Genomic DNA, 14,532 nt, shown 5'->3' on the forward strand with positions numbered 1-14,532 from the left:
AAATAACATTAACTTCTTTTCACTTTTATCACTTCTTCGATTTTCAATATCATTAGAAGCGGAATAAGCATAAAGAACCACAATGATTTCTTCAAAACAATGTATGCCCATTTTGTTCTCGTTATGATTATATGTACGAAAAAAAGCAACGGGAATCCGCTGCTTTACACACGCTCTAACATACGATTTAATGCAAGAACTGCCTCTTCAGTCACTTGTTTATCTACGCTAATAACGTTAATTACTTCTCCTCTTTCTATCATTTCAAGTGCCCATAATAAGTGCGGCAAATCAATTCGGTTCATCGTTAAACACGGACACATAAATGGATTAAGTGAAACAATTTCTTTATCTGGATGTTGCTTAATAATTCGATTCACTAAATTCATTTCTGTACCAATCGCCCATTTACTTCCAGATGGAGCCGCTTCAATCATATCAATAATATATTTCGTTGAACCTGCATAATCCGAAGCAGCTACAACTTCGTAGCAACATTCTGGATGTACAATAATGTTCATGTCCGGATGATTTTTCCGTACGTTCTCAATGTTTTTCACTGTAAAGTTTTGATGAACAGAACAATGTCCTTTCCATAAAATCACTTGAATTTCTTCTATATCTCCATCGTACTCTAATGAATCTGTGTGTGGGTCCCATACTGCCATTTTATCTAACGGGATACCTAAATCGTACGCTGTATTTCTCCCTAAATGTTGGTCTGGTAAAAAGACGAGACGTTCTTTTTGAGTAAACGCCCAAGATACCATTTGCTTTGCATTAGAAGAAGTTACTGTTGCTCCGCCATTACGACCGCAAAACGCTTTAATTGCAGCTGTAGAGTTAACATACGTTAACGGAATCATCGTATCTCCAAATAATTTTGTGAGCTCTTTCCACGCTCTTTCTGTTTGTTCAATATCTGCCATATCCGCCATCGAACAACCTGCACGCATATCTGGTAAGATGACAACTTGATCATCTGTCGTTAACATATCTGCTGTTTCCGCCATAAAGTGCACCCCGCAAAACACAATATATTTTGCGTCTTTATTGCTCGCTGCAACTTGCGCAAGCTGAAGTGAATCCCCTGCTGCATCTGAAAATTGTACCACTTCATCTTTTTGATAATGATGCCCTGGAATGAATAACATTTTCCCCATTTTCTCTTTAATTTCACGAACCCGATTTTCCATATCTTCCGTTGACATCGTGTAATAACGCTCTGGTAACATCGTTTCAATTGGCTGTACTTGTTCTAAAATACTCATATACGTTTCTCCCCCTCTAAGCCACTTTCCTTACCCTTCAATATTGAAACTAATATCAAGTGCTTTCACTGAATGTGTTAACGCTCCAAGTGAAATATAATCTACCCCTGTTTTTCCGTATTTCGATAAATCTTCAATTGTGATGCCACCTGAAGCTTCTGTAACGATAGCGCTTGGTACAATTTTTGAAAACTCCCGAATTTCATCTGGCGTACGATTATCGAACATAATAATATCCGCACCAGCAGCAACAGCCTCTCTCACCTGTTCCTCAGTTTCTGTTTCTACTTCTACTTTCACCATATGTCCTAACTTTTCTTTCACTGATGTAACAGCTTTTGTAATAGAACTAGCAAACGCAATATGATTGTCTTTAATCATGACCCCATCATATAAACCGAAGCGATGATTAAATCCACCGCCGCACACGACTGCATGCTTATCAAACATACGTAGTCCTGGCATCGTTTTTCGCGTATCACAAATGCGAGTATGACTACTATCTAAAGCAAGAACCGCTTTATGCGTCATCGTCGCTATTCCGCTCATACGCTGAATAACGTTTAATATAACGCGCTCTGCTGTTAATAACGATGCAATTGGACCTTGCACAGTTGCAATGATTTCGCCTTTTTCTACAAGGTCCCCATCTTTTTTATGAAGCTCTACTTCAATTCTCTCATCAATTAATTTAAATCCTGATTCAATTACTAAACGTCCTGCAAAGACCCCTGTATCCTTCGCAAGAAACGTTCCTTTCGAAAGCAAATTATCTGGAAAAATAACCTGAGATGTTACATCTCTTTCCCCTATATCTTCTAAAAAAAATCGATTTAATGCTTCTTTAACTTTTATCGTGTTCATAAAGCCCCTCTTCCCCTCATCACACAAGTTGTCGTTTTCTCTTTACTCGAACAATCTCTTTCTTTCCTATATTTCTATCTGGATAATCACTCCGGTAATGCCCGCCAATACTTTCTTCTCTTTGCAAGGCTGACACAACTATAAGCTCACAAACCGTTAACATATTAATAAGCGTTATCTCTTCATTCGTAAGAACATCATGTTGTAATATCATATTTCGAACACCATACTTACTAAGCCATCTCTTCGCATAAGATAAACTTTGCTCTGTTCGCACAATCCCAACATATTTCATCATGCATTTTTGTATTTCTTCTTTCGTCGGTAAATGATTCAGAACGATAAACGTTGCTTCCTTTTCGGCTAGCATATTCACCTTTTCTTTTGTCTCTCTAGATAAAATATGTCGTCCGATTCTTTTTCCAAACACAAGACCTTCTAATAATGAATTACTCGCTAATCTATTTGCACCATGAACCCCGTTACAAGCTACTTCACCGACTGCGTATAAGTTCGAAATAGACGTCTCTCCATCACAGTTCGTTTTCACGCCGCCCATGTGAAAATGAGTACCAGGCACGACTGGAATAAGTTTTTTATTTATATCGACTCCATTTGTTTTACATATCGATGACACGGTCGGAAAGCGTTGTTCAAAGTTTTGAATCATTTCGATGTTTAAGTACACTTTTTCACCCGCAAGTAGCTGTTCATGAATAGCCCTTGCGACTACATCACGAGGCGCTAAATCCTGTTCGGAATGTATATCCATCATAAAACGCTGCCCTTTTCCATTTATAAGGACAGCTCCTTCTCCGCGAACAGCTTCGGACACAAGACCAGAACAACGCCCACCCGCGTATAACATCGTCGGATGAAATTGTATAAACTCTAAATCTACAAGCTCTCCACCTGCACGGTACACCATTGCAAGTCCATCGCCTGTAATCGTCTCATCATTAGAAGTAAAGGCGTATAAACTGCCAATACCACCTGAAGCTAACACCGTATAATCTGCATTGTAACGTTTCAATTCGCCTTTATTGTTGCGAGTTAAAGCCCCAACACATTTATCTTTTTCTATAATAAAATCGAGCACCATTTCCTGTTCCACTACCGTAACATATGGAGCTACTTCTTGAATAAGATGCTCTAATAAATTCTTTCCTGTTGCATCGCCACCTGCATGTACAATACGACGTTTTCGATGCGCTCCTTCTTTTCCAAGATGAGGACCTGTTTCATCTCCATCAAATTTCATCCCATTTTCAATAAGGTTATTAATTTCTTTCGGTCCTTCCTCAACTAAATAACGGACCACTTCTTCATTGTTATAATGACACCCTGCTACTAACGTATCTTCAAAATGATCATTAGGATTGTCGTATGTAGCTACTGCTGCGGCAATTCCACCTTGAGCTAAATGTGTATTATTATTACGTTTCGTCTCCTTTGTGATAATAATCACATTCTTTTCGTGACAAATCTCTTTTGCAACACGAAGTGCCGCAACACCACTTCCAATAATTAAGACATCTGCACTTGGCATAATTGTTGCCTCCTACTTTACACTTTTCAACTGTCTTGACACCTATATTTACATAGTTTTAAAATAATGACAAGAGTTTTTTTATAATTCTTATTTTCACTACCATTTAAAAAGTAAAAGAACTGTAACTCTTACTAGAGAGAGGAACTTACATGATGATATATCTTGACTATGCAGCTACTACACCTATGAGCGAGGAAGCGTTACAAACATATATGAAAGCAGCGTCGCAATACTTCGGAAATGAACAAAGTTTACATGATATTGGAGGAACAGCTGCTTCTTTATTACAAGTTTGCCGAAAAACATTTGCGGAAATGATTGGAGGAAAAGAACAAGGAGTATTTTTCACAAGTGGCGGATCGGAATCAAACTATCTTGCGATTCAATCACTTCTAAATGCCCAAACTAAGAAGCATATTATTACGACACCTATGGAACATGCATCCATTCGAAGTTATTTTCAATCTCTAAAATCAAAAGGCTATACGATCACTGAAATTCCTGTTGATAAAAGCGGACTCCTTTGTTTAGTAGATTTAGAGGCAGCTATTACAGAAGATACTGTGCTAGCAAGTATACAGCATGGAAACTCTGAAATCGGAACCGTTCAAAACATTACAGAAATCGGGGCACTTTTAAAAAAATATAATGTTTTATTTCATACAGATTGTGTGCAAACGTTTGGTAAACTGCCTATCCATGTTTTTGAGATGGGCATTGATAGTCTTTCTGTTTCAGCACATAAAATATACGGACCAAAAGGTGTCGGCGCTTGCTACATAAATCCGCAATCTCGCTGGGAGCAAGTATTTCCGGGAACTTCTCACGAAAAGGGATTTCGCCCAGGTACAGTGAACGTTCCCGGCATCGCATCTTTTTTAACAGCTGCTGAAAATATATTAAAAACTCAATGGGAAGAAAGTTTACGTTTTAAAGAGTTACGCTCCTACTTTTTAGGGCAAATACAAACCCTTCCGCTAGAAATTGAAGTAGAAGGTCATTCTACTTCTTGTTTACCACATATTGTTGGGGTTACAATAAAAGGAATAGAAGGTCAATATACTATGCTAGAATGTAATCGCCATGGTATCGCCATTTCCACCGGAAGTGCTTGCCAAGTCGGTAAACAAGAACCTTCGAAAACTATGCTTGCAATTGGAAAAACGTATGAAGAGGCCAAACAATATGTCCGCTTCTCTTTCGGACAACAAACAACGAAAGATCAAATTGATACTACTATTCATGCACTACACACAATTGGAAATCAATTTTATAGAGGTGTTAAATCATAATGAAACAAAATGACCAAAAAAAGATTTTAGGTGAAGAAAGACGACAGCTTATCCTTCAGTGGCTTCTCGCTGCAAATGAGCCGTTATCTGGGAATGAACTATCGAAGAAGACAAACGTAAGTAGGCAAGTTATCGTGCAAGATATTTCCTTGCTTAAAGCACGAAACGAACCAATTATTGCGACTGCCCAAGGCTATTTATATCTAAAACCACAAGAGAAACAACAAGCTTTTGAACGCGTAATCGTATGCCAGCACAAACCAGCAGAAGTACGTCAAGAACTTACAATGCTTGTTGACCACGGCGTTACGATTAAAGATGTAAAAGTTGAGCATCCTGTATACGGTGACTTAACAGCATCCATCATGGTAAGCAATCGCTTTGATGTAGAGCAATATTTACAAAAAATCGAAAACACAAATGCTTCCTATCTTTCACAACTAACAGATGGTATTCACTTACATACAATTGAGGCAGATTCTAAAGAAAAGTTAGATGCTGCTTGTGAGGCGTTAGATAAAGCAGGATTTCTCGTTTATTAATGTAAAGCACAGAGTTTTTATCATTCTCTGTGCTTTTTTAATGCTATAATATTGTAATCAATCGTAAAGGAGATCAAATATGGGAATTGAACTCGTTCACTTTAGCATTGGCAAGCCGAAACAAATGAAATATAGCGAAGATAAAGAAATGATAACAGGTATATGTAAAGACCCTACAGAAGAGGCCTTTCTCTCAAAAGACGGATTTCGTGGTGATGACGTAGCGGATTTAAAACATCACGGCGGTCCTGATCGCGCTGTTTGTGTATACCCACACGAGCATTACGCACTATGGGAAGAGGAGTTTCAAACTACGCTTCCAGCTTCCACATTTGGCGAAAACATTACCGTAACAAATATGTTAGAGCGTGATGTTTGCATCGGAGATACATATCAACTAGGTGCAGCAATCATTCAAGTAACACAAGCAAGAGTACCTTGTAGCACTATTTCAAAACGCCTCGGTATTCCTGGCATTTTGCCGCGCATTGTAGCAACTGGATTTACTGGCTACCTATGCCGCGTTCTTCAAGAAGGTACTGTACGTAAAGATTCTAAAATTACATTACTAGAACGTCAACCGAGCAATGTTTCTGTTTTGTTCTCTAACGAAATTTATTTTCATAATAGAAAAGATAAAGATGGCATTGAAAAAATTCTTGCCGTTCCAGAACTAGCTGATATTTGGCGTGGTCAGTTAGAAGATCGTCTTGCGAAGTTAAAATAAAGAATCACACCATGTAAAACAGTATTGAGTCCATCATACCAGATGGACTGTTTTTATTTTCTCTTCCTTCACGTCCAAACATATAAAAATATATTTCATATTATATATGGACAACCTTTAATTCTTATATGTGAAGGGAGTGATTAATTATGGCGGATTACTTCTTAAAAAATGGAAAAAAATATTATAAGAAAAATGATCGCCCATGTAATTCTTCAAATTCAGATTCAAATAACTGTTTTATACAGAACTATACTATTTTCGGTACGGGAAATACCCCTCAAGATCTTGATATAACGACTGGAATTCCTCGAACTGTATTTGAAAACTTCACTAAAAATCATAATAAGACACTTATTAAATTTAGTTTCAGTCCTGCATTTGCAACAACGATTAGATTAACAATTGCAAGATTAAACCATCGCTCTCCACTTACATTTACCTTAACACCAGGAGATATTAAAACATTTTTAGTAGAAGATGTTGAGAGTATTACTTTCTCAGATACTGTAGCTCCATCTACACTCAATCTATTCATACAACAAACGAATTGTATTTGCTGCAGTAATTCGAACAATGATGAATCCTATTATTATAATAGTTGTAATGATGCGTACTAAAAACCCGACAAAAGAGTTATCTATTCCTAACAGAAGCCGTCCTAAATATCTTTTAGGATGGCTTCTTTATTTTGCTAGCTTAATTAATCACTTACTTCAATAGAATCGATAGCTTACTCTGCCTCAAACCGATAAACAACTTTTCATTTCAAACAAGTTTAACAACAGCTCCCTTTACAACCAATAAGAAGAATAACTCCCCAGCACAGTAACAGAAAAACCGAGTGCTTCAAGTTCCATCGTTACGCCTGGCAATAATACGTCATCATATGCTTTATCGACATCGATTAAGAAAAAGTAATTTCCAAGACCTGTTTTCATCGGACGCGATTCGATTTTTGATAAGTTTAATTTTCTCCATGCAAAAGCTGATAACACTTGATATAGGGCACCTGCATAATCTGCAGGTAACGTTATCATAAGCGTCGTTTTCTCTCCGCGGTTCTCTCCGTTATTCGGGAGTACTGCTTTCTTTTTCTTATGGAGTACTAGGAAACGTGTGTGATTATTTTTATGCGTATGAATGCTACGCCTCACAATTGTTAATCCATATTTTTCTGCAGCTGCTTCATTTGCAATAGCGGCAATTTTCTCTTCAGGATGTTCTTTCACATATTGCGCAGCGGCACTTGTGGATGTCATATCTCGAACAGTTACTCCTTTTAATTCTTCATTTAAAAATTTATGGCACTGTGCAATGGCATGCGGATGAGAATGCACCGCATATACTTCATCCCACACTTCTGCATACTGCGGATGTACAAGTAAATGCTGCTGAATTGGTACTGTAATTTCTCCTACAATGGAAAGCGGCTGCTCATGTACAAGATAATCAACCGTTATATTCACTGAACCTTCTATTGCATTTTCTAACGGTACAACTGCGAAGTCTACATTTTCATTTGCAGCTGCATCTATACAATCTGGAATCGTTCGATACGGTACATGCTCTGCTTCTGGAAAAAAACGACTCACCGCCATATTTGTAAATGTTGCTTCTGGTCCTAAATATCCTACTCGAATCATCGTCTTTTCCCCTCTTTTTCGTTTTCTTACTGTTATACCATACTTTTTTATATTCTTCTATGTAAATTTCGAATATTAAAAAAAGACTGGCTTTCGCTAGTCTAAATGTTTCTTATATTCTCTTTGAGCGAAGAAGAAATAAATGATACATGCTGCGATATAAAACAGAATGAACAAACCTACTTTTCTTAATGATCCATCCATAAAAAGCGTATTATGAAACGTATATAACGCAACTGCACTATGCATACTCCCTACTATAATTGGCGCAAAAAATAGCATACATAATTGCCAACGAGAAATTTTCCATACTTCTTCCTTCGTCATTCCAAGTTTAGAGAGTGCACCATACTGCTTTCGGTCCGATGCAATATTATGGAACCATTTAAAATACACGATACTACATGAAGTAAGAAAAAATAATATACTAATAAATGAGCCTACAAATAGAGTAATATCGCCGCCTTCTTTCATATTTACATATAACTCCATATTGCTTCGAAATGCATTATTATCTTGTTTCATATGTTTCCGTAAATCTTCATTTAATTTCTTCGTCTTTTCGATATTTGGTAATGTGTAGCCTCTATATATCATTTTTTCAGAATCAGGAACCTGATTTGCTATACTGTCAAAATCTTCATCATTCATAACGAAGAACAGACCATTAATGTACGAGGGATGATGGTTAAATTGAACACCTTCTTTCTGACCGTTAAATACGAATTGATATGGTTGATTCATTACTTGCAATTGAATCTCTTTTTGATTATATACATTCGAATTATTGTATTTATTATAATAAACGAGTGTCACTGTACCTTTTTTAGGACGATACGTTTTCTGTTTTTGTTTCCTCGCTTCTTGGTTATATTCACTTTCTTTTATAAGCGGTGCTATTGTTGTTTCTCCCTTATTAGACTGAAAGGATGCATACACTCCAATAAAACTCATATATTGAAAATCATCATACTCATATTGATGCAGTAATTTTTCAATCGCACCTTCCTCAAAGACCTCATGAGTAGAAATACCTTTTTCTATGTACGAAAACGAGTGTACCCCTCCAGTTCGCCACATATCTTGCATGCTAGAAAAATATAAAAACACCGTACCTGTTGCTGTAACTACAAACGTCGTTGCCATAGACATCAGAAAGAAAAAGCGACCATTTTCCTTCATTCGATGTGACAATTGATTCACTATAAATAAATATGGATATGTATACATAATCTTTTTATTTCGCTTTATCATTTCTAACACTTGGGTAGCTCCATGCGCGAAAGAAAAGTACGTTCCAAAAAAGACAAGTATAGACACAGGGAAAAAGTATATCACTATCGTAGCCATCGTCACTTGTAGCGCCAACGCATACCCGCCCACTAAACAAGCAAAACCGAATAAACAAAGCCACTTTGATGTTTTTTTCTCTTTTTTATCTGTTCGAAATTCTTTCAATAACCGAATGATTTTTATATTCCATATACGTAAAGCACTTATAAAAGATAACAAAATAAAAACGACCATATATGTAATAAATGTTACACCAATCGCCCTTACGTCAAATATAACAGGTAGTTCTTTCGGAAGCCCCAGTAACATACTAAATACCATAAAAAAGAGTTTTAAAAATATCATACCAAGCCCAATACCGAAAATATTCGCGAAGACCCCGATTAAAATTTGCTCGGTCATAATCACTCCTATTACGTTAGACTTCGTTGCTCCCATTAACATATATAACCCTAATTCTTTCTTACGTGCTTCTATGAAAATAGAAGTAGAGTACAAAATAAATATGACGAAAAAAGAAATGATTATAACATTACATATGATAAGTCCCCAGCGTACGTTTTGATACCACATCGTCTCTTGCATATATGGATGCACAATGACAGACATATATGCGTAAGAAGCAAATATTGCAAAACAACTACTTAAGAAAAACACTTTATAATTACGCCAATTTCCTTTTATATTTTGCAGCGCTAGTTGCCGAATGTTCATCTATCGTCCTCCTGTAACTTACTACATTGGCAAAAAGCTAGAGATTCCCCTAGCTTTTTACGTGTTTTAAATATCCTCTTTGCGCGATCATAAAGTAAATGGCAGAAGCTAAAATGTATGCTCCAATTACAAGCGCACCTGATTTCCACAAATCAATATAAAGCATTTTCCCTAACGTATGAAGAGCAACTCCACTATGAATGGAACCGATTAAAATTGGGATAAAGAAGATAACTCCCATTTGTCGAATCGCAATTTTGCGAATTTCTTTATCTGTCATACCGATTCTCTTTAACGATTTAAATTGAATACGATCTTGTTCTTTATCGTTAAACCATTTAAAGTATGTCATACTACAAGCGAAGAAGAAGAACAGTACCGCTACGAAGAAACCGATGAACATTGTAATTGCTCCACCTTCTCTTATATCCTTATACGCAAACACTGAATTTCTCAATTCCCCTTGCTTTTCTGGTGCAATTTCATTTTTCAAATCTAATACAAGATCTTCTGTACTTTTCCAATCCTCAATATAATAACCATAATATTTCGTCTTTTCTTCATCTGGTACGAGTTTTGCATATTTCTCAAAATCTTGATCATTTACAACGAGATATTCACTATCATTAAAAACAGAAAATGAAGTTGGGCTATTTAGCTGAACAGACTGCTTTTGTCCGTTCATTGTAAATTCATACGGTTTCGTACGATCTATCTTCATCAGTTCATTTGCCATATCGACCATAACCATCGTTGCACTACCTGGTACATTATGAACTTCTGTAACTTGCTCTCTCTTTTGTTTGCGCACTTCTGCATTATATTCTTTTTCTGAAATAATCGTGATCGGCACTTCATGTTCACCGTTAAAAAACGTTACTTTCTGTGTTGCCGGTAGTTTTATGTATGTTACTTTTCGCGCATCTTCAAACCCGTGTCTCTTCACAAGCTCCTGTACCTTTTCTTCATTAATAAGGCTATGCGTATTTAACCCCTTTTCCTCATATGAAATAGCATGTGGAGTTTTGACTACCGTTTTATAACTCATATCCTCAAAATATACGTAAAGCGTGCCAACGGCCGAGGATACAATCGCCGTAATAATAGAAATTACAAATAGAAAACGAGCATTATCTTTCATTTTATAAATAAGGTTGCTAAGAACAAACATATTTGGATATGTATAGAAAGATTGCTTTCTTTTTTGTAATGCTTTTAATACAACTGTACTACCTTGTGTAAATAGTAAATACGTTCCGCCAATTGTCAGTCCTACCACCGGTAAAAAGAGGATGAGGAAATTCAGAAACGTTACTTGGAAGCTAAGTACATATGCAGCAATAATACATCCTATACCAACTATACTTAACCATGTAAATGCAAACGGCTCTACTTTTTGCTTTCTTGCCTCTCTTAATAAATCAATAATTTGCAAGCGTCCTACTGTCCAAACACTAAACAATGACAGGATTAAAAATAGAATAAAGTATACACCAGCTGTAATAAGAACTGCTTTACTATTCCAAACGAGTGGAAGTGTCTTATCTATTTTTAATAATACGCTTAACGCTTGGAAAAATAATTTTGAACAAAGCATTCCAACCCCAATACCAACTACAATTGCAATACTACCTAACATCAGTTGCTCTAATATAATCATTCGGCCGAGCTGCGATTTCGTTCCGCCTATTAATGTTAGTAGGCCAAACTCTTTTTTTCTTGCTCGTAAAAACGTTGAATTTGCATATAAAATAAAGAGTGCCGAGAAGATGACCACAATATAATTCATCGATTCTAATCCTTTTGTGATCATCTTTCTCATACTAATATTACCGCTTACGACATCTGGATGATAAATAAAAGAAGCATACATGAAAAATACGACAATCGATAAACAACTACTTATAAGAAACGCTTTATAGTTACGCCAATTTCCTTTTACGTTATTAAGCGCGAGCTGGCGAAAGTTCATGATATTCTCCTCCTAGCATCGCAAGTACGTCCAGAATTTCTTGGAAAAAGGCTTGTTTCGTTCTTCCTTTATGTATTTCTGAGAAAATTTCTCCGTCGCGAATGAATAGAATACGTTCGCAATAACTCGCTGCTACTGGATCATGCGTTACCATTGCAATTGTCACTTTCTTTTGTTCATGTAAGTCTTGCAACGCGCTCATTAATGATTTTGCTGACTTCGAATCTAAGTTTCCAGTCGGCTCATCTGCTAAAATTAACGTAGGCTCATGAATGATCGCTCTCGCAGCTGCTGCACGTTGCTGTTGTCCGCCTGATACTTCGTATACTTTTTTATTTAAAATTTCTTCGATGTTTAAAAACTTCGCAATTTCCAGTACTTTCGCATCGATTTCATTTACAGATTTCTTCGCCATTACAAGTGGTAAAATAATGTTTTCTTTAATGGATAACGTATCAAGTAAGTTAAAATCTTGGAAGATGAACCCTAAATGTGTACGGCGAAACTCCGCTAATTTTGCAGCACGCATTTGATTAATTTCTTCCCCATTTACAAGCACATGACCTGAAGTTTGCTTATCAATTGTCGCCAATAAATTTAAAAGCGTTGTTTTCCCGCTTCCCGAAGGACCCATAATCCCTACAAATTCGCCTTCTTCTATTTTAAAATTTATATCATTTAAAGCAGTCGTCGCTACTGAACCTTTTGATTGGTACACCTTCGTTAATCCTTTTACTTCAAGAACACTCATTTCTAATCCCCCTATGTGTTTTCTTCTTACATTTACTATAAGAAAAATAAGAAAAAGAAACGAGTGATTTCCCTTACAAAACGTTTTGTTATCTTACAGTTTTGTCATTTTTCTCATTAATGTATGATATTCTTCATCTTTTGCAAATTGGAACGTAAATGTCGTCCCTTCTCCTTCAACCGATTGCACATAAATACCGTGATGTAAATTATCGCAAATTTCCTTCGTAATATATAAACCCATCCCAGTCGCTTCTCTCGTTTTACGGCCATTTATCCCCGTAAAGAATGGATCAAATATACGCTTTACATCTTGCTCTGGAATACCGATTCCATTGTCCTTAATATGTAATAACACTTTTTGATCTTTCTCTTCAATTTGAAATTGAATTTCCTTTTTCTCTGCTTCTGAAATTTTCGTATACTTAATTGCATTTACAACGATTTGACCTATAGCAATACTGAGCCATTTTCTATCAGATGCAACCATACAAGTATCTTCTTGAAACATCACTTTCGGAAATACAGACGATTGAATGAAGGATTTTCGATTTTCATTAATAATACCTCGCACTACATCTATAACATTTACTACTTCTACCTTATAATCTTTCGCAAACTGTTCTAGTCTTGCCATATGTAACGCTAAATCTAAACCATTTAGTATGCGGTTATTTTCTTCACGGATACTTTCAACTGTTACTCTTGCCTCACGATGCTCTTTGCCAAACTTCTGCAACAATAATTCAATAACAGATACTGGTGTTTTCATTTGGTGAATCCATTGGTTCATAAATATCATTTGCTGTTGCTCTTTCGCATGCTGTTTATGAACTTCATTCATATATTGCTGTCTTAATAACGTAAAAGATTCAACGACCATTTCTTGCTCTGATGTATAAGATTCATCAATAAGTAAAGAGTCATGTAATGTATTTCCGCCAGTAACGTACTTTTCGATCCTCTTTAAAAACACACTCCGTTTTCGGTAATCGTAAATGAGGTATACAGTAAATACAACAGTTCCTAATAAAAGTCCATATAACCACGTACTCCAATCAATGGATTCCTTTTCTAAAAGACTTTGCAACTGCAAAACGAGCCCAAATAAACAAAGGCTAACAATATAAGAAAGAATTAAAGAAAAGCGGTCCATGAAGTAATTTTTAACCTTCATGCCCTTCGCCCCACTCCGTAAGAAGCGCATAACCATATCCACGTTTCGTTACAATTGCATTTTTAATGCCTAACTCCTCTAGTTTCTTCCTTACACGTTTTACATTTACGGTTAATGTATTATCATCCACAAATGCTACTTCATCCCATAGAGCTTCTAACAGTTCTTCGCGCGTTACATATTGATTCACTTGTTTCATTAAACACTCTAATAAGTAGAACTCATTTTTTGTCAGTTCAGTTTGTTGTCCCTGCCACTCAACAATATGCTGAGACGGGAATAACAACAGTCCATTTACACCTAAACAATCATTCTCAGCAGCAGAAGCATACTCTCCATAACCACGGCGAAGTGCACTCTTCACCTTTGCCATTACGATATCTAAATGGAATGGCTTTGTAATATAATCATCGCCGCCATTTTCAATCGCCATTACTTGATCCATTTCTCCTGTTCTTGCAGAAACAAAAATAATTGGCGCATTCGATACAGTACGAATTTGACGACACCAATAAAAACCGTCAAAGTACGGTAAATTAATATCAAGTAACACGAGATGAGGATTCACTTTTACAAACTCATCTTTTATTTGACGTAAATCACTTGCTCTAAATGATTGATAGCCATACCTTTCTAAATGCTCTTCTAATATTCCCGCGATTTTCTCATCATCTTCTACAATTAATATTTTATACATGTTCGTTTTCTCCCCATAAAAAAATTCTTCTAAAA

13 protein-coding genes are annotated in these 14,532 nt (G+C 36.3%); 4 read left to right on the top strand and 9 right to left on the bottom strand.

Annotated features, from left to right (window positions below; translation table 11 throughout):
* Positions 1 to 164 precede the first annotated feature (164 nt).
* Genes nadA through nadB form a run of 3 tightly spaced genes read right to left on the bottom strand, consistent with a single transcriptional unit; the run spans position 165 to position 3,684 of the window.
* The gene (gene nadA, locus MR143_RS04905; RefSeq protein ID WP_000025343.1) at positions 165 to 1,271 is read right to left on the bottom strand and encodes a quinolinate synthase NadA; all 1,107 of its coding nucleotides are present in this window, start codon (positions 1,269 to 1,271) and stop codon (positions 165 to 167) included.
* Between the two features lie 30 nt (positions 1,272 to 1,301).
* On the bottom strand, positions 1,302 to 2,135 hold the full coding sequence (nadC, locus tag MR143_RS04910; RefSeq protein WP_001092248.1) for a carboxylating nicotinate-nucleotide diphosphorylase: 834 nt from the start codon (positions 2,133 to 2,135) through the stop codon (positions 1,302 to 1,304).
* Between the two features lie 19 nt (positions 2,136 to 2,154).
* Entirely contained in the window at positions 2,155 to 3,684 is a 1,530-nt protein-coding gene (gene nadB, locus MR143_RS04915; RefSeq protein WP_001138534.1) for an L-aspartate oxidase, read from the bottom strand.
* A gap of 152 nt (positions 3,685 to 3,836) precedes the next feature.
* Between nadB and MR143_RS04920 the strand changes: the two genes are divergently transcribed.
* From MR143_RS04920 to MR143_RS04935, 4 genes are all read left to right on the top strand, one after another.
* Positions 3,837 to 4,979 (top strand): IscS subfamily cysteine desulfurase, encoded by a 1,143-nt coding sequence (locus MR143_RS04920; RefSeq protein ID WP_000973756.1) that lies wholly within the window; start codon positions 3,837 to 3,839, stop codon positions 4,977 to 4,979.
* Complete coding sequence (locus tag MR143_RS04925; protein ID WP_000812240.1) at positions 4,979 to 5,521, top strand: transcription repressor NadR; 543 nt, start codon at positions 4,979 to 4,981, stop codon at positions 5,519 to 5,521. Before MR143_RS04920 ends, MR143_RS04925 begins: the two co-directional genes overlap by 1 nt.
* Before the next feature lie 79 nt (positions 5,522 to 5,600).
* A complete protein-coding gene (locus MR143_RS04930) occupies positions 5,601 to 6,248 on the top strand; it encodes an MOSC domain-containing protein (protein ID WP_000510679.1) in 648 nt (215 codons plus the stop codon).
* Positions 6,249 to 6,397: 149 nt separating this feature from the next.
* Positions 6,398 to 6,868 (top strand): hypothetical protein, encoded by a 471-nt coding sequence (locus tag MR143_RS04935; RefSeq protein WP_000796369.1) that lies wholly within the window; start codon positions 6,398 to 6,400, stop codon positions 6,866 to 6,868.
* A gap of 174 nt (positions 6,869 to 7,042) precedes the next feature.
* Here MR143_RS04935 and pheA read toward each other — a convergent pair whose 3' ends face one another.
* The 6 genes from pheA to MR143_RS04965 all read right to left on the bottom strand — a co-directional run bounded on the left by pheA (position 7,043) and on the right by MR143_RS04965 (position 14,497).
* A complete protein-coding gene (gene pheA, locus MR143_RS04940) occupies positions 7,043 to 7,894 on the bottom strand; it encodes a prephenate dehydratase (protein ID WP_000621701.1) in 852 nt (283 codons plus the stop codon).
* A gap of 96 nt (positions 7,895 to 7,990) precedes the next feature.
* Positions 7,991 to 9,901: an ABC transporter permease gene (locus MR143_RS04945; protein ID WP_001026368.1), complete on the bottom strand. Its 1,911-nt coding sequence runs from the start codon at positions 9,899 to 9,901 to the stop codon at positions 7,991 to 7,993.
* Between the two features lie 49 nt (positions 9,902 to 9,950).
* The gene (locus tag MR143_RS04950) at positions 9,951 to 11,873 is read right to left on the bottom strand and encodes an ABC transporter permease (protein ID WP_001011427.1); all 1,923 of its coding nucleotides are present in this window, start codon (positions 11,871 to 11,873) and stop codon (positions 9,951 to 9,953) included.
* Positions 11,848 to 12,624: an ABC transporter ATP-binding protein gene (locus MR143_RS04955; RefSeq protein ID WP_000114530.1), complete on the bottom strand. Its 777-nt coding sequence runs from the start codon at positions 12,622 to 12,624 to the stop codon at positions 11,848 to 11,850. Before MR143_RS04955 ends, MR143_RS04950 begins: the two co-directional genes overlap by 26 nt.
* Positions 12,625 to 12,717: 93 nt before the next feature.
* Positions 12,718 to 13,800, bottom strand: a complete 1,083-nt coding sequence (locus tag MR143_RS04960; protein WP_000865388.1) for a HAMP domain-containing histidine kinase — start codon at positions 13,798 to 13,800, stop codon at positions 12,718 to 12,720.
* On the bottom strand, positions 13,790 to 14,497 hold the full coding sequence (locus MR143_RS04965) for a response regulator transcription factor (protein WP_002164191.1): 708 nt from the start codon (positions 14,495 to 14,497) through the stop codon (positions 13,790 to 13,792). Before MR143_RS04965 ends, MR143_RS04960 begins: the two co-directional genes overlap by 11 nt.
* Between the last annotated feature and the right edge of the window lie 35 nt (positions 14,498 to 14,532).

The organism is Bacillus cereus group sp. BfR-BA-01347 (assembly GCF_022663835.1).
Lineage (GTDB): Bacteria > Bacillota > Bacilli > Bacillales > Bacillaceae_G > Bacillus_A > Bacillus_A thuringiensis_K.

Excerpts from the sequence above, each read along its gene's own strand:
- nadA (WP_000025343.1), bottom strand. The coding sequence starts at position 1,271 with ATGAGTATTTTAGAACAAGTACAGCCAATTGAAACGATGTTACCAGAG.
- nadC (WP_001092248.1), bottom strand. The coding sequence starts at position 2,135 with ATGAACACGATAAAAGTTAAAGAAGCATTAAATCGATTTTTTTTAGAA.
- nadB (WP_001138534.1), bottom strand. The coding sequence starts at position 3,684 with ATGCCAAGTGCAGATGTCTTAATTATTGGAAGTGGTGTTGCGGCACTT.
- MR143_RS04920 (WP_000973756.1), top strand. The coding sequence starts at position 3,837 with ATGATGATATATCTTGACTATGCAGCTACTACACCTATGAGCGAGGAA.
- MR143_RS04925 (WP_000812240.1), top strand. The coding sequence starts at position 4,979 with ATGAAACAAAATGACCAAAAAAAGATTTTAGGTGAAGAAAGACGACAG.
- MR143_RS04930 (WP_000510679.1), top strand. The coding sequence starts at position 5,601 with ATGGGAATTGAACTCGTTCACTTTAGCATTGGCAAGCCGAAACAAATG.
- MR143_RS04935 (WP_000796369.1), top strand. The coding sequence starts at position 6,398 with ATGGCGGATTACTTCTTAAAAAATGGAAAAAAATATTATAAGAAAAAT.
- pheA (WP_000621701.1), bottom strand. The coding sequence starts at position 7,894 with ATGATTCGAGTAGGATATTTAGGACCAGAAGCAACATTTACAAATATG.
- MR143_RS04945 (WP_001026368.1), bottom strand. The coding sequence starts at position 9,901 with ATGAACATTCGGCAACTAGCGCTGCAAAATATAAAAGGAAATTGGCGT.
- MR143_RS04950 (WP_001011427.1), bottom strand. The coding sequence starts at position 11,873 with ATGAACTTTCGCCAGCTCGCGCTTAATAACGTAAAAGGAAATTGGCGT.
- MR143_RS04955 (WP_000114530.1), bottom strand. The coding sequence starts at position 12,624 with ATGAGTGTTCTTGAAGTAAAAGGATTAACGAAGGTGTACCAATCAAAA.
- MR143_RS04960 (WP_000865388.1), bottom strand. The coding sequence starts at position 13,800 with ATGAAGGTTAAAAATTACTTCATGGACCGCTTTTCTTTAATTCTTTCT.
- MR143_RS04965 (WP_002164191.1), bottom strand. The coding sequence starts at position 14,497 with ATGTATAAAATATTAATTGTAGAAGATGATGAGAAAATCGCGGGAATA.